Annotated in this window: 16 protein-coding genes and 7 tRNA genes; 21 read left to right on the top strand and 2 right to left on the bottom strand. The window is 53.9% G+C overall.

Annotated elements, in window-relative coordinates; genetic code table 11:
• Positions 1-145: 145 nt before the first annotated feature.
• Positions 146-2,095 carry a PTS N-acetyl glucosamine transporter subunit IIABC gene (nagE, locus tag L462_RS21115; protein WP_032677692.1) on the bottom strand — a complete coding sequence of 650 codons (1,950 nt, stop codon included), beginning with the start codon at positions 2,093-2,095 and terminating at the stop codon, positions 146-148.
• Positions 2,096-2,421: 326 nt separating this feature from the next.
• Here nagE and nagB point away from each other — a divergent pair, with 326 nt between their 5' ends.
• From nagB to L462_RS21175, 12 genes are all read left to right on the top strand, one after another.
• Positions 2,422-3,222 carry a glucosamine-6-phosphate deaminase gene (gene nagB, locus L462_RS21120; protein WP_008501061.1) on the top strand — a complete coding sequence of 267 codons (801 nt, stop codon included), beginning with the start codon at positions 2,422-2,424 and terminating at the stop codon, positions 3,220-3,222.
• Between the two features lie 55 nt (positions 3,223-3,277).
• Positions 3,278-4,426 (top strand): N-acetylglucosamine-6-phosphate deacetylase, encoded by a 1,149-nt coding sequence (gene nagA, locus L462_RS21125; RefSeq protein WP_032677691.1) that lies wholly within the window; start codon positions 3,278-3,280, stop codon positions 4,424-4,426.
• Positions 4,427-4,434: 8 nt separating this feature from the next.
• Positions 4,435-5,655, top strand: a complete 1,221-nt coding sequence (locus L462_RS21130; protein WP_032677689.1) for a DNA-binding transcriptional regulator NagC — start codon at positions 4,435-4,437, stop codon at positions 5,653-5,655.
• Between the two features lie 45 nt (positions 5,656-5,700).
• Positions 5,701-6,453: a ribonucleotide monophosphatase NagD gene (gene nagD / locus L462_RS21135; protein WP_020884984.1), complete on the top strand. Its 753-nt coding sequence runs from the start codon at positions 5,701-5,703 to the stop codon at positions 6,451-6,453.
• A 249-nt stretch (positions 6,454-6,702) separates the two neighbouring features.
• On the top strand, positions 6,703-8,367 hold the full coding sequence (asnB, locus tag L462_RS21140; RefSeq protein ID WP_010428626.1) for an asparagine synthase B: 1,665 nt from the start codon (positions 6,703-6,705) through the stop codon (positions 8,365-8,367).
• 227 nt (positions 8,368-8,594) lie between these two features.
• A tRNA-Met gene (locus tag L462_RS21145) sits at positions 8,595-8,671 on the top strand.
• 8 nt (positions 8,672-8,679) lie between these two features.
• A tRNA-Leu gene (locus L462_RS21150) sits at positions 8,680-8,764 on the top strand.
• Positions 8,765-8,787: 23 nt separating this feature from the next.
• Positions 8,788-8,862, top strand: a tRNA-Gln gene (locus tag L462_RS21155).
• Between the two features lie 32 nt (positions 8,863-8,894).
• Positions 8,895-8,969 (top strand) — tRNA-Gln (locus L462_RS21160).
• 17 nt (positions 8,970-8,986) lie between these two features.
• Positions 8,987-9,063: transfer RNA gene (locus L462_RS21165), tRNA-Met, on the top strand.
• A 44-nt stretch (positions 9,064-9,107) separates the two neighbouring features.
• Positions 9,108-9,182: transfer RNA gene (locus L462_RS21170), tRNA-Gln, on the top strand.
• Positions 9,183-9,219: 37 nt separating this feature from the next.
• Positions 9,220-9,294, top strand: a tRNA-Gln gene (locus tag L462_RS21175).
• A 96-nt stretch (positions 9,295-9,390) separates the two neighbouring features.
• Here the strand turns inward: L462_RS21175 and ubiF are convergent.
• A complete protein-coding gene (ubiF, locus tag L462_RS21180; RefSeq protein ID WP_032677688.1) occupies positions 9,391-10,566 on the bottom strand; it encodes a 3-demethoxyubiquinol 3-hydroxylase in 1,176 nt (391 codons plus the stop codon).
• Between the two features lie 136 nt (positions 10,567-10,702).
• On the opposite strand from ubiF, the gene miaB reads away from it, so the two are divergent.
• The 9 genes from miaB (at position 10,703) to L462_RS21225 (ending at position 19,846) form a co-directional block, all read left to right on the top strand.
• On the top strand, positions 10,703-12,127 hold the full coding sequence (miaB, locus tag L462_RS21185) for a tRNA (N6-isopentenyl adenosine(37)-C2)-methylthiotransferase MiaB (RefSeq protein ID WP_020884986.1): 1,425 nt from the start codon (positions 10,703-10,705) through the stop codon (positions 12,125-12,127).
• 164 nt (positions 12,128-12,291) lie between these two features.
• Complete coding sequence (locus tag L462_RS21190) at positions 12,292-13,338, top strand: PhoH family protein (RefSeq protein ID WP_020884987.1); 1,047 nt, start codon at positions 12,292-12,294, stop codon at positions 13,336-13,338.
• Positions 13,335-13,802 carry an rRNA maturation RNase YbeY gene (gene ybeY / locus L462_RS21195; RefSeq protein WP_032677687.1) on the top strand — a complete coding sequence of 156 codons (468 nt, stop codon included), beginning with the start codon at positions 13,335-13,337 and terminating at the stop codon, positions 13,800-13,802. Before L462_RS21190 ends, ybeY begins: the two co-directional genes overlap by 4 nt.
• 89 nt (positions 13,803-13,891) lie before the next feature.
• Positions 13,892-14,770 carry a CNNM family magnesium/cobalt transport protein CorC gene (gene corC / locus L462_RS21200; RefSeq protein WP_014169132.1) on the top strand — a complete coding sequence of 293 codons (879 nt, stop codon included), beginning with the start codon at positions 13,892-13,894 and terminating at the stop codon, positions 14,768-14,770.
• A gap of 5 nt (positions 14,771-14,775) precedes the next feature.
• Positions 14,776-16,314, top strand: a complete 1,539-nt coding sequence (gene lnt / locus L462_RS21205) for an apolipoprotein N-acyltransferase (RefSeq protein WP_032677686.1) — start codon at positions 14,776-14,778, stop codon at positions 16,312-16,314.
• 331 nt (positions 16,315-16,645) lie between these two features.
• Positions 16,646-17,551, top strand: coding sequence for an amino acid ABC transporter substrate-binding protein (locus L462_RS21210; protein ID WP_020884991.1), 906 nt, complete (start codon positions 16,646-16,648; stop codon positions 17,549-17,551).
• Between the two features lie 155 nt (positions 17,552-17,706).
• Positions 17,707-18,447, top strand: a complete 741-nt coding sequence (locus tag L462_RS21215; protein ID WP_020884992.1) for an amino acid ABC transporter permease — start codon at positions 17,707-17,709, stop codon at positions 18,445-18,447.
• Positions 18,447-19,121 (top strand): glutamate/aspartate ABC transporter permease GltK, encoded by a 675-nt coding sequence (gene gltK / locus L462_RS21220; protein ID WP_014169128.1) that lies wholly within the window; start codon positions 18,447-18,449, stop codon positions 19,119-19,121. Before L462_RS21215 ends, gltK begins: the two co-directional genes overlap by 1 nt.
• On the top strand, positions 19,121-19,846 hold the full coding sequence (locus L462_RS21225) for an amino acid ABC transporter ATP-binding protein (protein ID WP_014169127.1): 726 nt from the start codon (positions 19,121-19,123) through the stop codon (positions 19,844-19,846). Before gltK ends, L462_RS21225 begins: the two co-directional genes overlap by 1 nt.
• The last annotated feature ends 49 nt before the right edge of the window (positions 19,847-19,895 follow it).

Below are 19,895 nucleotides of genomic sequence, written 5' to 3'. Positions count from 1 at the left end.
ACGTATAACGGCATATGATCTTATAAGCCGGACGTAGTGACAACCCTTAAAACGTCTCTGAAGAAAATAATGGGGGCAATTGCTGCAAAAAAAAGCGGCGGAGGAAAACCCCCGCCGCTTAAGGCATGACTCTACTCAGGAGCGATTACTTGCCTTTAATCTCATACAGTGGCGTCTGGCCCGCAACGACCTGACCTTTCGCCTGAATCACCAGGCCGCTGAAGTCGTCGATATTGCTGCAAACGACCGGGCTAATCATGGAGCGCGCGTTAGCGTTCAGGTAATCCAGATCCATTTCCAGAATCGGCTGACCTGCCACCACGTCGGCCCCCTCTTCCACCAGGCGAGTGAAGCCCTGGCCGTTCAGCGCGACGGTATCGATACCCATATGGACAACGATCTCCGCGCCCTTTTCAGTTTCGAGGCAGAACGCATGGTTGGTGTTGAAGATTTTAACGATGGTCCCGGCAGCCGGTGACACCACGGTTTTGTCCGTTGGTTTCACCGCCACACCGTCACCGACAGCTTTGCTGGCAAACGCTTCGTCAGGCACCTGCTCAATCGCAACCACTTCACCGGTAATCGGTGAAACCAGCGCGGCAATGGTCGTTGCGTTAGGGACGGCCTGCGGTTTTGCCACCGGGGCTTCCGTCACTGGCGCGCTGTTCGCTGCTGAAGCCGCGATCGGTCCACGGGCAACCACTTTCTTCATTTCATCGCCAATCGATTCCGCTTTCGCACCCACGATAACCTGGATGGTCTGCTTGTTCAGTTTCACCACGCCGGATGCGCCAAGGCGTTTACACATGGCATCGTTAACACGCGCAGAATCACCTACCGTCAGGCGCAGACGAGTGATACATGCATCGATAGCTTTCAGGTTATCCGTACCGCCTACTGCGGCAATATAATTGGTTGCCAGCTGGGTCAGCCCTTCTTCGGTATTGCTGTTAGCTTCGCCAGTAACGATGTCGTCTTTCGTATCTTCGCGGCCTGGTGTTTTCAGGTTAAACATACGAATGACTGCGCTGAACAGAACGAAGTAGATAACGAAGAACACCAGACCCATTGCGACCAGCATCCAGACGTTCTTGCTCGCCGCGGGCAGGTTGTACATCAACACGTAGTCGATCGCGCCGGCGGAGAAGGAGAAGCCCGCATGGATACCCAGCAGCGTTGCAACAAACAGGCTAATACCCGTCAGCACAGCGTGCATGAGGTACAGCAGCGGAGCCAGGAACATGAACAGGAATTCCAGCGGCTCAGTAACACCGGTCAGGAACGCGGTGATGGCAACTGACAGCAGCATCCCGCCAACCATTGGACGACGCGCTTTCGGTGCGGCCAGGTACATAGCCAGCGCCGCGCCCGGCAGACCAAACATCATGATAGGGAAGAAGCCCGACATGAACATGCCCGCGGTGCCGTCACCTGCATAGAAGCGGTTGATATCCCCGTGGAATACCGCGCCCGCGGCGTTGGTAAACTCACCAATCTGGAACCAGGCAATGGTGTTCAGCACCTGATGCAGGCCGGTTGGGATCAACAGACGGTTGATGAAACCGAAGATACCCGCACCCACTGCGCCAGCGGAAACAATCCACTCACCGCCCGCATGGATAGCGTGCTGCACCGGTGGCCAGATGTAGCCAAAGATCGCGGCCAGAATCAGACAGAAGAAGCCTGTCGCAATCGGCACAAAACGTTTTCCGCCGAAGAAGCTCAGGAAGTCTGGCAGTTTGATCCCCGCCCAACGGTTATAAACAGCCCCGCCGACCAGACCGGTAATGATACCTGCCAGAACGCCCATGTTAATTTCTGGGTTTATCGTCACCATCGCTTTCGTCAGGATGAAGTAACCGACAGCCCCGGCCAGCGCCGCTGCACCCGCGCTGTCTTTTGACCAGCTGGATGCCACACCGATGGCGAAAATCAGCGCCAGATTGTCAAAAATCGCGCCACCCGCTTGCGCGATAAATGGCACATTAAGCAGATCGGGTTGCCCAAATCGCAGCAGCAGTGCTGCAACCGGTAGCACGGCGATAGGGAGCTGCAAAGCCCTACCGAGGCGCTGGAAAAAACCTAAAATATTCATCCTATTCCCCCTACGAGACCCTTATTAAGGCTCGTGCATAAACTATGTTTTTATTGTGTCGACAACGATAAATACAGTTGATGATTCACTGGCATTGTGAGTGTGTGAAAAATTAATTCGTATCGCAAATTAAACACGTATTTTTTGTGATTTTTGTCACCAAATATCGTTAATAACCCTCCCTTTCTCTGGCTAACAGTGAAAACTTATTTTATCATTCAAAAAATCAAGACGGATTGATCCGGCCTGAAAGGTTCCAGGTTACGCTTAGTTCAGGTTCCGATAGCCATCCGCCCACTCTTCTACTTTAACTCTTGAGGTGAACAATGAGACTGATTCCCCTGGCAACTGCTGAACAAGTCGGTAAATGGGCCGCCCGTCATATCGTTAACCGTATTAACGCGTTCAAACCCACCGCCGATCGTCCTTTCGTTCTCGGCCTTCCTACCGGCGGCACGCCGCTGACCGCGTATAAAGCCCTGGTTGAGATGCATAAAGCAGGCCAGGTTAGCTTCAAACATGTTGTGACCTTCAACATGGATGAGTATGTCGGCTTACCCAAGGATCATCCGGAAAGCTACCATAGCTTTATGCACCGTAATTTCTTTGATCACGTTGATATTCCGGCTGAAAACATTAACCTGCTGAATGGAAACGCGCCTGATATTGACGCAGAATGCCGTCAGTATGAAGAAAAAATCCGTTCCTACGGTAAAATCCACCTGTTCATGGGTGGCGTGGGCAACGATGGTCATATCGCGTTCAACGAACCGGCCTCTTCTCTGGCTTCCCGTACGCGTATTAAAACCCTGACCCATGACACGCGCGTGGCAAACTCCCGCTTCTTTGACGGTGATGTTAACCAGGTTCCAAAATACGCCCTGACCGTAGGCGTAGGCACCCTGCTGGATGCCGAAGAAGTGATGATTCTGGTTCTGGGCGGCGTGAAAGCGCAGGCGCTCCAGGCTGCCGTTGAAGGCAACGTTAACCACATGTGGACCATCAGCTGCCTGCAGCTGCATCCAAAATCAGTCATCGTGTGCGACGAACCGTCCACGATGGAGCTGAAAGTGAAAACGCTGAAATACTTCAACGAGTTAGAAGCTGAGAACATCAAAGGTCTGTAATTGAATAACCGCCTCTTCATCAAGAGGCGGCCGCTTTTTTTAACCGGGGGTCGTTATGTACGCTTTAACCCACGGTCGGATTTATACCGGCCATGATATTCTGGATGACCATGCGATTGTTATCGCCAATGGCCTGATTGAACGTGTTTGCCCACTGGCAGAGCTGCCGCCGGGGATTGAACAGCGCTCACTCAATGGAGCAGTAATCTCCCCCGGTTTCATCGACGTACAGCTGAACGGCTGCGGTGGTGTGCAATTTAATGATACCGCGGACGCGGTGACGGTCGACACGCTGGAAATCATGCAGAAAGCCAACGAGAAATCGGGCTGCACCAGCTATCTGCCAACCCTCATCACCAGCAGTGATGATCTCATGAAACAGGGTATCCGCGTGATGCGCGACTACCTGGCAAAACACCCTAATCAGGCGCTGGGTCTGCATCTTGAAGGACCGTGGCTGAACATCGTGAAAAAAGGGACGCATAACCCGGATTACGTGCGAAAACCTGACGCTGAGCTGGTCGACTACCTGTGTGCCAACGCCGATGTGATCACCAAAGTGACGCTGGCTCCTGAAATCGCGGGACCTGACGTTATCAGCAAACTGGCCGCCGCCGGGATTGTCGTTTCAGCGGGCCATTCAAACGCAACGCAAAAAGAAGCGAAAGCAGGTTTCCGCGCCGGCATTACCTTTGCGACGCACCTGTACAACGCGATGCCGTATATCACCGGTCGTGAACCTGGGCTGGTCGGGGCGATTCTCGATGAGCAGGACGTTTACTGCGGCATTATTGCTGACGGCTTGCACGTTGATTACACCAACATTCGCAACGCCAAGCGCCTGAAAGGTGACAAACTCTGTCTGGTAACCGATGCCACCGCACCGGCAGGGGCAAATATTGAGCAGTTCATTTTTGCCGGTAAAACAATATACTACCGCAATGGACTGTGTGTTGATGAAAACGGTACGCTGAGTGGTTCCTCCCTGACGATGATTGAAGGGGTGCGTAACCTGGTTGAACATTGCGGGATTGCGCTTGATGAAGTCCTGCGTATGGCGACCCTTTATCCTGCGCGCGCGATGGGCGTAGATAAACAGCTTGGCGGAATTGCACCAGGTATGGTTGCAAACCTGACGGCATTCACACACGATTATAAAATTATCAAGACCATCGTTAATGGTAACGAGGTCGTCACTGAGTAAGTAAAAGTATGACACCAGGCGGACAAGCTCAAATCGGTAATGTCGATCTCGTTAAACAACTTAACAGCGCGGCGGTTTATCGTCTGATTGACCAACACGGGCCAATCTCGCGCATTCAGATAGCCGAACAAAGCCAGCTTGCTCCCGCCAGCGTGACAAAAATTACCCGTCAGCTCATTGAGCGCGGACTGATCAAAGAAGTCGATCAGCAGGCCTCCACCGGAGGCCGCCGCGCCATCTCCATTATTACCGAAACCCGCAATTTTCAGGCGATCGGCGTCCGTCTTGGTCGTCATGACACCACCCTTACGCTCTATGATCTGAGCAGCAAAGCCATCGCGGAAGAACACTACCCGCTTCCGGAGCGCACTCAGGAGACGCTGGAACACGCGCTGCTGAATACCATTGAACACTTTATCGAGAGCTGTCAGCGCAAAATCCGTGAACTGATTGCGATCTCGGTGATCCTGCCAGGCCTGGTAGACCCCGAAAGCGGCGTGATCCGTTATATGCCCCATATAAAGGTTGAGAACTGGGGGTTGGTAGATGCGCTGGAAAAACGCTTTAAAGTGACCTGTTTCGTGGGGCACGACATCCGCTCTCTGGCCCTGGCAGAGCACTACTTTGGTGCGAGCCAGGATTGTGAAGATTCGATTCTGGTGCGCGTACACCGCGGTACAGGGGCAGGCATCATCTCTAACGGGCGCATTTTTATTGGCCGCAACGGTAACGTCGGTGAGATTGGTCATATTCAGGTAGAGCCGCTTGGCGAACGCTGCCACTGCGGAAACTTTGGCTGTCTGGAGACAATTGCCGCCAACACGGCGATTGAACAGCGGGTGCGCCATCTGCTTGAACAGGGTTACCAGAGCCGCGTCACGCTGGACGATTGCAAGATAGGGACAATCTGCAAAGCCGCCAACAAAGGCGACGCGCTGGCCTGCGAAGTTATTGAGCAGGTGGGGCGCCATCTGGGTAAAACCATCGCCATCGCCATCAACCTGTTTAACCCGCAAAAAGTGGTGATCGCCGGTGAGATTGTGGAGGCTGAGAAGATCCTGCTGCCCGCCATTGAAGGCTGCATTAACACTCAGGCGCTGAAAGCCTTCCGCCAGAACCTTCCCGTCGTTCGTTCTAAGCTTGACCATCGCTCAGCGATAGGCGCATTTGCGCTGGTTAAACGCGCCATGCTCAACGGTATTCTGTTGCAACATTTGCTGGAAAGTTGATCGGGTCTTATAGTAACGCCTTCTTTTTTTGATGTCGGAATGTCCATGACCATTAAGAATGTAATTTGTGATATCGACGGCGTGCTGATGCACGACAACGTTGCTGTACCAGGTGCTGCGGAATTTCTTCACCGCATCATCGACAAAGGAATGCCTCTGGTTCTTCTCACGAACTACCCTTCTCAGACCGGTCAGGACCTGGCAAACCGCTTTGCCACAGCAGGCGTCAACGTGCCGGACAGCGTGTTTTATACTTCTGCCATGGCCACCGCTGATTTCCTCAAGCGCCAGGAAGGAAAAAAGGCCTACGTGGTGGGTGAAGGGGCGCTGATCCACGAGTTATATAAGGCAGGGTTTACCATCACAGATGTGAACCCGGACTTTGTGATCGTTGGCGAAACGCGCTCCTATAACTGGGAGATGATGCACAAAGCCTCCTACTTTGTTGCCAACGGTGCGCGTTTTATTGCCACCAACCCGGATACCCACGGCCGTGGTTTTTACCCTGCCTGCGGCGCGCTGTGTGCCGGTATCGAAAAGATCTCTGGCCGGAAACCATTCTACGTGGGCAAGCCCAGCCCGTGGATCATCCGTGCTGCGCTGAACAAGATGCAGGCCCACTCTGAAGAAACGGTGATTGTCGGCGACAACCTGCGCACCGATATCCTGGCCGGATTCCAGGCGGGCCTGGAAACCATTCTGGTGCTTTCCGGTGTCTCCACGCTCGACGATATTGACGCCATGCCCTTCCGACCGAGCTGGATTTATCCCTCCGTCGAAGAAATTGATATTATCTGATCCCAAACCACGCCTCAGCGCGTGGTTTTTTATTTTCACGCCCGATAAATAACCCCACATCTAACAAAACAGCCGTTTTATTGCATAATCATCAATAAAAGCGTTTATGACGTACTCGTTTTTCACTATTCGGCAATCAGCATTGCACTATTTCCGTTTTATCCCGTAAAACCCTTGCGCGCCCTCCCCCTTTGCGGCATTTTCATAAGCAAGCAACATTACAAAGCAACAGGGTTAACGGAGAAGGTTATGTGTTCAATTTTTGGCGTACTGGATATTAAAACTGACGCAGGCGAACTGCGTAAAAAGGCACTCGAATTGTCCCGCCTGATGCGCCATCGCGGCCCAGACTGGTCCGGCGTTTACGCCAGCGATAAAGCCATCCTGGCACACGAACGTCTGTCCATTGTTGACGTCAACGCCGGTGCGCAGCCGCTGTATAACGAGAAAAAAACACACGCGCTGGCTGTCAACGGTGAAATCTATAACCATCAGGCGCTGCGCGCCGAGTACGGCGACCGTTACGCCTTCCAGACCGGTTCTGACTGTGAAGTTATCCTGGCGCTGTATCAGGAGAAAGGCCCGGAATTCCTCGATGATCTGCAGGGTATGTTTGCCTTTGCCCTGTACGACAGCGAAAAAGATGCCTATCTGATTGGCCGCGACCATATTGGTATTATCCCGCTGTATATGGGTCACGATGAACACGGCAACTTTTATGTCGCCTCAGAAATGAAAGCCCTGGTGCCGGTTTGCCGCACCATTAAAGAGTTCCCGGCAGGAAGTTACCTGTGGAGTAAAGACGGCGAGATCCGTCAGTACTATCAGCGCGACTGGTTCGACTATGATGCGGTTAAAGACAACGTGACTGATAAAGCCGAACTGCGTCAGGCGCTGGAAGATTCTGTTAAAAGCCACCTGATGTCAGATGTGCCTTACGGCGTACTGCTCTCCGGCGGGCTGGACTCGTCCGTGATCTCCGCGATCACCAAGAAATTCGCCGCGCGTCGTGTTGAAGATCAGGAACGTTCAGAAGCCTGGTGGCCGCAACTGCACTCCTTTGCTGTGGGCCTGGAAGGCGCACCGGATCTGAAAGCCGCGCAGGAAGTGGCAAACCATCTCGGTACCGTGCACCATGAGATCCACTTCACCGTGCAGGAAGGGCTGGATGCGATCCGCGATGTTATCTACCACATCGAAACCTACGATGTGACCACCATTCGCGCTTCCACACCGATGTACCTGATGTCGCGTAAGATCAAAGCGATGGGCATTAAGATGGTGCTCTCCGGTGAAGGATCTGACGAAGTGTTTGGCGGCTACCTCTATTTCCACAAAGCGCCGAACGCAAAAGAGCTGCACGAAGAGACAGTACGTAAACTGCAGGCGCTGCATATGTTTGACTGCGCACGCGCCAACAAAGCGATGTCTGCCTGGGGTGTGGAAGCCCGTGTTCCCTTCCTGGATAAGAAATTCCTCGACGTGGCAATGCGCATCAACCCGCAGGACAAAATGTGCGGCAACGGCAAAATGGAGAAACATATCCTGCGTGAATGTTTCGAATCCTACCTGCCGGCGAGCGTGGCATGGCGTCAGAAAGAGCAGTTCTCTGACGGTGTCGGGTATAGCTGGATCGACACCCTGAAAGAGGTAGCGGCAAAACAGGTTTCCGATCAGCAACTGGAAACCGCGAGCTTCCGCTTCCCGTACAACACGCCAGGCTCCAAAGAAGCGTATCTGTACCGTGAAATCTTTGAAGAGTTGTTCCCGGTGCCGAGTGCGGCGGAGTGTGTTCCTGGCGGCCCGTCCGTTGCCTGTTCTTCGGCTAAAGCCATTGAATGGGATGAATCTTTCAAGTCAATGAACGACCCATCAGGACGTGCGGTAGGCGTACACCAGTCTGCCTATAAGTAATCGAAAAGCATCCAATCAGGCCCTGCGGGGCCTGATTTTTTTTGCCCCCTTTTTCACTCCCCAAAAACGATAAATAAACAATAATTGCCGAATATTCGGTCACGCTGTTCGCAACCTAACCAAACAGTCACATTCCGGCTATTTTCGTTGAAAAAGGTGTTGACGCTGCAAGGGTCTATACGCATAATGCGCCCCGCAACGCCGATAAGGTAACGCGAAAAAAAGATGGCTACGTAGCTCAGTTGGTTAGAGCACATCACTCATAATGATGGGGTCACAGGTTCGAATCCCGTCGTAGCCACCATCTTTTTTGCGGGAGTGGCGAAATTGGTAGACGCACCAGATTTAGGTTCTGGCGCCGCAAGGTGTGCGAGTTCAAGTCTCGCCTCCCGCACCATTCCCAGGTAAGCGTTGCACGGATGGGGTATCGCCAAGCGGTAAGGCACCGGTTTTTGATACCGGCATTCCCTGGTTCGAATCCAGGTACCCCAGCCATATTTCTTCGATTTTGCGGTTCTCCGCGGTATTGGGGTATCGCCAAGCGGTAAGGCACCGGTTTTTGATACCGGCATTCCCTGGTTCGAATCCAGGTACCCCAGCCATCGAAGATTGCAGTACTGGCTACGTAGCTCAGTTGGTTAGAGCACATCACTCATAATGATGGGGTCACAGGTTCGAATCCCGTCGTAGCCACCAAATTAGTCATCTGTCGAATGATTCGGTAGACGAGAAAAAATTGTTGGGGTATCGCCAAGCGGTAAGGCACCGGATTCTGATTCCGGCATTCCGAGGTTCGAATCCTCGTACCCCAGCCAATTTAAAAAAGTCGTTAAGCACATTGTTTAACGCAATTGGGGTGTCGCCAAGCGGTAAGGCTCTGGTTTCTGATACCAGCATTCCGGGGTTCGAATCCCTGCACCCCAGCCACTTAGTAACAAAAAAGCCCGCTCTGCGGGCTTTTTTGTTTTTGTTGGATTATGTACCGCATCCGAAAGCCCTCTCCCGCAGGAGAAGGCACTCAGATTAAAGGCCTAACGCGTACTTCAGTGCCTGACGTTTCAGCCCACCGGCACGCTCCGCCGCCATCAACCCAATGTTACGCAGAATGCGCACCGGACCAAGATCGTTACTGAACCCGGCGTAAAACAGATCCATCCCCGACTGCATGATAAAGTTATCCGCCATACGCCGCGTCTGGTAACGTTTCAGTACCGGATGGCTGGCCCAGGCCTCCGCATGAGCGCGCGCATTGCCCAGCACATCCAGTAGAGCCTCAACGTCACGGTATCCCAGGTTCACGCCCTGCCCCGCCAGCGGGTGAATGGTGTGTGCCGCATCCCCCACCAGCGCCAGCCCTGCACGGGCATACTGCAATGCATGGCGACGGGTAAGCGGAAACGCCCCGGCGGCAACCGGCATGACGTTGCCCAGACGGCGTGGGAAGTGCTGATGGATCTCTCGCTGCAGCTGCTCCATTGACAGCCCCTGCAACTGACGAACGCGCGCCGGTTTGTCATACCACACCAGCGACGCCCAGCGATCAAACAACGGTAAAAAGGCATGCGGGCCATTCGGGGTAAAGTGCTGCCAGGTGCTCTCACCCGGGTCATTCTCACACTGCACGGTGATCAGCATGCACGCCTGCTGGTACTGCCAGGCATGAATACCAATTCCCGCCATTTGCCTGACCTGTGAGTTGGCACCATCCGCTCCGACAACCAGCTTCGTGGCCAGCTCATCACCCTTATCCAGCTCAAGCAAATACCCGCCTTCGTGGGGATGCAGTGCGTTAAGTGACGCCGGGACGCGCAGCGCCACTTTCGGATGCGCCTCCAGGGCTTGCCAGAGCGCCAGCTGGAGGACCGTGTTTTCCACCATATAGCCCAGGCGGGGCAGCTTCAATTCAGCGGCATCAAACGCGACATGCGCATTCTCCCACTCCCAGGTTTCGAGACGGCTGTAAGGGTGCGCGCGCATCCCGAGCACGGCATCCCAGACGCCCAGCCCGCGCAGCAGATCGACAGAGGCGGCGCTGATAGCTGAAATTCGCACATCCGGCTTTGCCGTCGGGTCAAACGCAACAGGGGCAGCCTGCTCGATAACCGTCACCTCAAATCCCTGCTGCGCCAGCCCCAGCGCGAGTGCGCCGCCGACCATACCGCCGCCGACAACGGCAATTTCGGTTTGTTGGAGAGTCATGGTCAATTATCCTTAATGGTATATACCTTAAGTTTACCGGATTTTTTCGGTCTTGAGGTTGACAACCTTCATACTGGTCACAACCGCAGCAAAGCATTACAATACGCGCCCTGCATTCCTGAGCATGAGCAAGTCGATGACAAAAAAACTCCATATAAAAACCTGGGGCTGTCAGATGAACGAATACGATTCATCCAAGATGGCCGATCTGCTGGATGCCACGCACGGGTATCAACTGACTGACAACGCGAACGAAGCGGACGTGTTGCTGCTCAATACCTGTTCGATCCGTGAGAAGGCGCAGGAGAAGGTGTTCCATCAACTGGGCCGCTGGAAGCTTATCAAACGCAAAAGACCCGATGTGATCATTGGCGTGGGTGGGTGTGTGGCCTCGCAGGAAGGCAAACTGATCCGCCAGCGTGCTCACTATGTTGATATTATTTTTGGCCCGCAGACGCTGCACCGCCTGCCGGAGATGATCAACGCCGTTCGCGAGAATCGCCGCCCGGTGGTTGACGTAAGCTTCCCGGAAATCGAAAAATTTGACCGTCTGCCAGAACCACGCGCGGATGGTCCAACAGCCTACGTCTCCATTATGGAAGGCTGTAACAAGTACTGCACCTATTGTGTCGTACCGTATACCCGCGGCGAAGAAGTGAGCCGTCCGACCGACGACATTCTGTTTGAAGTGGCGCAACTGGCGGCACAGGGTGTGCGTGAAATTCATCTGCTGGGCCAGAACGTCAACGCCTGGCGCGGTGAGAACTACGACGGTACCACCGGCAGCTTTGCAGAACTGCTGCGCCTGGTGGCCGCGATCGACGGCATCGACCGCCTTCGCTTCACCACCAGCCACCCAATGGAATTTACCGATGACATCATTGATGTGTATCGCGATACGCCAGAGCTGGTGAGCTTCCTGCATTTGCCGATTCAGTGTGGTTCCGACCGCGTGCTGAACCTGATGGGACGTCCACATACGGTACTGGAGTACAAATCCATCATCCGCAAGCTGCGTGAAGCCCGCCCTGATATCCAGATTAGCTCCGACTTTATCGTTGGCTTCCCGGGCGAAACCACGGATGACTTTGAGCGCACGATGAAGCTCATTGGCGAAGTGAATTTTGACGTCAGCTACAGCTTTATCTTCTCAGCGCGTCCAGGTACTCCTGCGGCCGATATGGTCGACGATGTGCCGGAAGAAGAGAAAAAGCAGCGTCTGTATATTCTGCAGGAGCGTATCAACCAGCAGGCCAACGCCTGGAGCCGTCGTATGGTCGGCACCGTCCAGCGTATTCTGGTAGAAGGCACCTCCCGTAAGAGCATTATGGAGCTGTCAGGACGCACCGAAAATAACCGCGTCGTGAACTTTGAAGGCACGCCAGACATGGTCGGTAAATTTGTGGACGTGGAGATTGTCGACGTGCTGACCAACTCCCTGCGCGCAAAAGTGGTCCGTACCGAAGACGAAATGGGTCTGCGCATCGCACAGTCGCCGGAATCCGTCATGTCCCGCACCCGCAAAGAAAGCGACGCTGGCGTCGGTATTTACCAGCCATAACGCCATCCGGCCTGCCGTTTCGGCAGGCCTTGTATTTCCTCTCATCGCCCCCAATATCTTCCGCAACGCTTGCGCCTTTATTCTATGGCGTGAATAATTTCGGTAATGGCCGTTTTATTACGCCAGGTGGCACCGGGTCAGTTAATCAATCAAAGAGGAACAGTTTGAACATAGATACGCGTGAAATTAGCCTTGAGCCAGCAGACAACGCTCGCCTGCTGAGCCTGTGCGGGCCGTTTGATGACAACATCAAACAACTGGAGCGACGTCTGGGTATCGAAATCAATCGTCGCGATAATCATTTCAAACTCACCGGACGCCCTCTCTGCGTCAACGCCGCTGCGGATATTCTGCGTAGCCTGTATGTGGATACCGCCCCAATGCGCGGTGAAATACAGGATATCGAGCCAGAACAGATCCACCTCGCGATCAAAGAGGCGCGCGTGCTTGAGCAAAGCGCAGAAAGCGTGCCGGACTATGGCAAGGCCATCAATATTAAGACCAAACGTGGCGTCATTAAGCCGCGTACGCCAAACCAGGCGCAGTACATCGCCAACATTCTCGACCATGACATCACCTTCGGTGTGGGCCCGGCGGGTACGGGTAAAACCTATCTGGCCGTTGCCGCGGCGGTTGATGCACTCGAACGCCAGGAGATTCGTCGCATCCTGCTGACCCGTCCGGCGGTGGAAGCGGGTGAAAAACTGGGCTTCCTGCCAGGCGATCTGAGCCAGAAGGTTGACCCTTACCTTCGTCCGTTATACGACGCGCTGTTCGAGATGCTCGGCTTTGAGAAAGTGGAGAAGCTGATTGAGCGTAACGTGATTGAAGTTGCCCCGCTCGCCTATATGCGCGGCCGTACGCTGAATGATGCATTCATTATTCTCGATGAAAGCCAGAACACCACCATCGAACAGATGAAAATGTTCCTGACACGTATCGGCTTTAACTCAAAAGCGGTCATTACCGGTGACGTCACGCAGATTGACCTGCCGCGCAGCACCAAATCGGGTCTGCGCCATGCCATTGAAGTGCTGGCCGACGTCGACGAAATCAGCTTTAACTTCTTCCACAGCGAAGACGTGGTCCGTCACCCGGTTGTGGCGCGCATCGTTAACGCTTATGAAGCATGGGAAGAAGCAGATCAGAAGCGTAAGGCCGAACTGGCCGCAGAACGTAAGCGCGAAGCGCAGGAGCAAGAACAAAAATGAGTCAGGTGATCCTCGATTTACAACTGGCATGTGACGATAATTCCGGCTTGCCAGAAGAGGCGCAGTTTCAGACATGGCTGGATGCGGTTATCCCCCAGTTTAAGGAAGAATCAGAAGTCACGATTCGTCTGGTGGATGAAGCCGAAAGCCATGAGCTTAACCTGACCTACCGCGGGAAAGATAAGCCGACCAACGTGCTCTCTTTCCCCTTCGAAGCCCCACCGGGAATTGAGATGCCGCTGCTGGGCGATCTGATCATCTGCCGCCAGGTCGTGGAACAGGAAGCTAAAGAGCAGCAAAAACCGCTGGAAGCGCACTGGGCGCATATGGTGGTACACGGTAGCCTGCATCTGCTCGGCTACGACCATATTGAAGATGACGAAGCGGAAGAGATGGAGTCCCTCGAGACAGAGATAATGCTTGCTCTGGGCTATGAGGATCCGTACATTGCCGAGAAAGAATAGTCAGTCGACCGACTGACTAACATGCCGCCGCGTAGGAAAATAGCGCGGCGGTAAACGTTGAACTAACAAGAGAACCCTTAACAAACGCCATGAGCGACGACAATTCACACAGTAGCGACACGACAAACACCAAAAAGGGATTTTTCTCCCTCATTCTGAACCAGCTTTTCCACGGCGAACCTAAAAACCGTGACGAACTGCTGGAGCTGATTCGTGATTCCGGGCAAAACGACCTTATCGATGAAGATACGCGCGAAATGCTCGAAGGGGTAATGGACATCGCCGACCAGCGCGTTCGCGACATCATGATCCCCCGCTCGCAGATGATCACCCTGAAACGTAACCAGACTCTGGACGAGTGCCTCGATGTGATCATCGAATCCGCACACTCGCGTTTCCCGGTCATCAGCGAAGATAAAGATCACATTGAAGGGATTTTGATGGCGAAAGATCTGCTGCCGTTTATGCGCAGCGATGCCGAAGCCTTCAGCATGGAAAAAGTGTTACGCCAGGCCGTGGTTGTGCCGGAAAGTAAACGTGTGGATCGGATGCTGAAAGAGTTTCGCTCTCAGCGCTACCACATGGCGATTGTTATTGATGAATTTGGTGGCGTTTCCGGTCTCGTCACGATCGAAGATATCCTTGAGCTGATCGTGGGCGAAATCGAAGATGAGTATGACGAAGAAGAGGATATCGACTTCCGTCAGCTTAGCCGTCACACCTGGACCGTTCGCGCGCTGGCCTCGATTGAGGACTTTAACGACGCCTTTAGTACCCATTTCAGCGATGAAGAGGTCGATACTATTGGCGGGCTGGTGATGCAGGCCTTTGGCCACCTTCCGGCACGCGGCGAGACCGTTGACATCGACGGTTACCAGTTCAAAGTGGCAATGGCCGACAGCCGACGTATTATACAGGTTCATGTCAGAACGCCGGACGACTCACCGGTGCCAAAACTGGAAGATTAATGTAAATGGCATTTGCCCCATTACTTGAACGCCAGCGCGTACGTCTGCTGCTGGCGCTGTTACTCGGAGCCAGCGGAACGCTGGCTTTTTCTCCTTACGATATCTGGCCTGCAGCCATTCTCTCCCTGATGGGACTTCAGGGTTTAACCCTGAATCGTCGTCCCGTCCAGGCGGCAGCGATTGGCTACTTCTGGGGACTGGGGCTGTTTGGCTCCGGCATCAACTGGGTCTATGTCAGCATCGCCCAGTTTGGCGGTATGCCAGGACCCGTTAACGTCTTCCTCGTGGTGCTGCTGGCCGCTTATCTCTCGCTCTATACCGGTCTGTTCGCGGGTATCCTTTCTCGCCTGTGGCCAAAAACCACCTGGCTGCGCGTTGCCATTGCTGCGCCGGTTGTCTGGCAAATTACCGAGTTCCTTCGCGGCTGGGTACTGACTGGCTTCCCGTGGCTGCAGTTCGGTTACAGTCAGATTGATGGCCCGCTAAAGGGGCTTGCTCCGGTAATGGGCGTTGAAGCGATTAACTTCCTGTTGATGGTGGTGAGCGGACTGCTGGTCCTGGCGCTGGTCACACATAGCTGGAAGACGCTGGTCGTGGCGCTGGTGTTGTTTGCCCTGCCTTTCCCACTGCGTTATATCCAGTGGTACAGCCTGGTGCCAGAGCGCACCACGCAGGTTTCAATGGTGCAGGGGAATATCCCTCAGTCAATGAAATGGGACGAGAAAGAGCTGCTGAACACGCTGAAGATCTACGCTAACGCCACCGAGGCGGTCATGGGTAAATCGCAGCTGATCATCTGGCCAGAGTCGGCGATTCCGGATCTGGAAATTAACCAGCAGCCGTTCCTGAACATGATGAACGATCTACTGCTGGCTCGCGGCAGTACGCTGGTTACCGGGATTGTCGATGCGCGTCTGAATCAGCAGAACCGCTATGACACCTACAACACCATCATTACGCTGGGTAAAGACAGCGAATACAGCTACAACTCCACTGACCGGTATAACAAGAATCACCTGGTACCGTTTGGCGAATTTGTACCGCTGGAGTCCATTCTGCGCCCGTTAGCACCGTTCTTTGACCTGCCGATGTCCTCATTCAGCCGTGGCCCGTACGTTCAGCCCCAGCTGCATGCGCACGGTTTTGCCCTGACGGCGGCCATCTGCTACGAAATTATCCTCGGCGAGCAGGTGCGCGATAACTTCCGTCCGGACACTGACTTCCTGCTGACTATCTCCAACGATGCCTGGTTTGGTAAGTCGATTGGCCCGTGGCAGCACTTCCAGATGGCGCGGATGCGCTCCCTGGAGCTGGCGCGCCCGCTGCTGCGTAGCACCAACAACGGCATTACCGCCGTGATTGGCCCGCAGGGCGAAATCCAGGCCATGATCCCGCAATTCACCCGTGAAGTGCTGACGACCAACGTCACGCCTGCGACGGGCCTGACGCCTTATGCCCGCACCGGCAACTGGCCGCTGTGGATCCTGACCGCGCTGTTCGGATTTGGCGCGGTGCTGATGAGCTTGCGTCAGCGTCGTCGATAATTTCCCCTCCCTTCCCCTCTCCCGTTGGGAGAGGGCATTTCTGGCACGTCTCTTGCTTTATTTCCCCACGTAAACGCAGTTTGGCTTAACGTGCAACTTCGTCGCACCAGCGTAGATCACCGGTAGCACCGAAACGGTGCAACGAGAGATATTTGCCTCTGATTGATGCGGCGCGCTTCGCAAAAATAAACAATAACGCAGCAAAATCTTTACATTAAGCCAGACTAAATGTTAACAAGCTTGCATAACACTGCACTCGCATAGCGCGAGATATAACAACATCACAATGGGTATCAATGCGTCACTGGCGCTGATAAGAAAGGAGTTGGGTATGCAATTACGTAAACTGGCCACAGCAATGCTGGTTATGGGGATGTCGGCAAGCGTCGTTCACGCTGAAGATGCTCCGGCTGCCGGGAGCACTCTCGACAAGATTGCCAAAAACGGCGTGATCGTGGTCGGCCACCGTGAATCTTCTGTCCCGTTCTCTTACTACGACAACACGCAAAAAGTCGTGGGCTATTCACAGGATTACTCCAACGCTATCGTTGAAGCTGTGAAGAAAAAGCTGAACAAACCTGACCTGCAGGTGAAGCTGATTCCAATCACTTCACAAAACCGTATTCCACTGCTGCAAAACGGCACGTTCGATTTTGAGTGCGGTTCCACCACCAACAACCTTGAGCGTCAGAAACAGGCTGCCTTCTCTGACACCATCTTCGTCGTGGGCACCCGCCTGCTGACCAAGAAAGGCGGCGAGATCAAAGACTTTGCGGACCTGAAAGGCAAAGCCGTCGTTGTTACCTCCGGTACCACTTCCGAAGTGCTGCTGCACAAGCTGAACGACGAGAAGAAAATGGATATGCGCATCATCAGCGCGAAAGATCATGGCGACTCTTTCCGTACCCTGGAAAGTGGCCGTGCTGTGGCGTTTATGATGGATGATGCCCTGCTGGCAGGCGAACGTGCAAAAGCGAAGAAACCAGACAACTGGGATATCGTCGGCACGGCGCAATCTAAAGAAGCGTACGGCTGTATGCTGCGTAAAGACGATCCGCAGTTCAAGAAGCTGATCGATGACACCATCGCTCAGGTTCAGACCTCCGGTGAAGCGGAAAAATGGTTCGATAAATGGTTCAAGAACCCGATTCCACCCAAAAATCTTAACATGAACTTCGAACTGTCTGACGACATGAAAGCGCTGTTCAAATCACCAAACGACAAGGCTCTTAACTAATTAGAACAACAGGGGCGGGATCTCCTGCCCTCTCGATTGTCGGGAAGTATGGACAGACTATACGTTGAGTGGTCGTTCCCCACTCAGCGCGAAAAATGAGCTTCTCACCAATCTTCGAGGGTAGCGCTGCTACCCTTTTTTTTCTGGAGTTTATTATGTCAATAGACTGGAACTGGGGCATATTCCTGCAACAAGCCCCGTTCGGCAACACCACCTATCTTGGCTGGCTGTGGAGCGGTTTTCAGGTTACCGTCGCCTTATCGATCACGGCGTGGATTATCGCGTTTCTTGTCGGTTCACTGTTCGGTATTTTGCGCACCGTGCCTAACCGTTTTCTCTCATCTCTCGGCACCCTGTATGTGGAACTGTTCCGTAACGTTCCGCTGATTGTGCAATTTTTCACCTGGTATCTGGTCGTCCCGGAACTGCTGCCGGAAAATATTGGCATGTGGTTTAAGTCGGAACTGGATCCGAACGTGCAGTTCTTTGTCTCCTCCATGCTCTGCCTGGGGCTCTTCACCGCCGCGCGCGTTTGCGAGCAGGTGCGTGCCGCCATTCAGTCACTGCCGCGCGGACAAAAAAATGCTGGCCTGGCGATGGGCCTGACGCTGCCACAAACTTACCGCTATGTACTGCTGCCTAACGCTTACCGCGTCATTGTTCCACCGATGACGTCTGAGATGATGAACCTGGTGAAAAACTCGGCCATCGCCTCGACCATCGGTCTGGTGGATATGGCCGCACAGGCGGGCAAGCTGCTGGATTATTCCGCCCACGCGTGGGAATCCTTCACGGCGATCACACTCGCCTATGTTCTGATTAACACTTTCATCATGCTGGTGATGAACCTGGTTGAACGCAAAATCCGCCTGCCGGGCAATCTGGGGGGCAAATAATGTACGAATTTGACTGGAGTTCTATCGTTCCATCCATGCCTTACCTGCTGGATGGTCTGCTGATCACCTTAAAAATCACCGTGATTGCTATTGTGGTGGGTATCGTCTGGGGCACCCTGCTGGCGGTCATGCGCCTGTCGGCCTTTAAACCGTTCGCCTGGTTTGCCACGGCCTACGTTAACGTTTTCCGCTCCATCCCCCTGGTGATGGTACTGCTGTGGTTTTACCTGATTGTTCCCGGCTTTCTGCAAAACGTACTGGGGCTGTCGCCGAAAACCGATATCCGCCTGATCTCCGCGATGGTCGCGTTCTCAATGTTTGAGGCTGCCTACTATTCAGAGATTATCCGAGCGGGTATTCAGAGTATTTCCCGTGGGCAGTCCAGCGCCGCGCTGGCGCTGGGGATGACGCACTGGCAATCCATGCAGCTCATTATTCTGCCGCAGGCGTTTCGCGCCATGGTTCCCCTCCTGCTGACCCAGGGCATCGTACTGTTCCAGGATACCTCTCTGGTCTACGTATTGAGCCTGGCAGACTTCTTCCGTACCGCGTCTACCATCGGTGAACGTGACGGTACGCAGGTCGAAATGGTGCTCTTCGCGGGTGGCGTCTATTTTGTGATTAGTTTAAGCGCGTCGCTGTTGGTCAGCTGGCTGAAGAAAAGGACTGTATAATGATTTCCCTGAAAAATGTTTCTAAATGGTATGGGCACTTTCAGGTGCTGACCGACTGCTCAACCGAAGTGAAAAAAGGTGACGTGGTGGTGGTATGTGGGCCATCCGGCTCCGGTAAATCCACGCTGATCAAAACCGTTAACGGCCTGGAGCCGGTGCAGCAAGGAGAGATCCTCGTCAACGGCACCAAAGTCAATGACAGGAAAACCAACCTTGCTCAGCTGCGTTCCCACGTCGGCATGGTGTTCCAGCACTTTGAGCTGTTTCCGCACCTCTCCATTATCGAGAACCTGACGCTGGCGCAGGTAAAAGTGCTGAAACGCGATAAAAAGCTCGCGCGCGATAAAGGTCTGAAGCTGCTGGAACGCGTGGGGCTCTCTGCGCATGCTGATAAATTCCCGGCGCAGCTCTCTGGCGGTCAGCAGCAGCGTGTGGCTATTGCCCGGGCCCTGTGTATGGATCCGGTCGCCATGCTGTTTGATGAACCGACTTCTGCTCTCGATCCCGAGATGATCAACGAAGTGCTGGACGTAATGGTTGAGCTGGCGCACGAAGGGATGACGATGATGGTGGTGACCCACGAAATGGGCTTTGCCCGCAAAGTGGCGAACCGCGTGATCTTCATGGACGAAGGGAAGATTGTTGAAGACTCGCCGAAAGAAGAGTTCTTCGCCAATCCAAAATCCGAGCGAGCAAAAGACTTCCTCGCCAAAATCCTGCACTAATCTCCCCGGTGCGCAATCTGCGGATTGCGCACTGCTTCACGCTTTAGCT

The sequence above is a fragment of the Enterobacter sp. BIDMC 26 genome, from assembly GCF_000534435.1.
GTDB classification, from domain to species: domain Bacteria; phylum Pseudomonadota; class Gammaproteobacteria; order Enterobacterales; family Enterobacteriaceae; genus Enterobacter; species Enterobacter ludwigii.
Note: the sequence above shows the minus strand (reverse complement) of the source record. Positions and strands in the feature narration are given on the sequence as shown.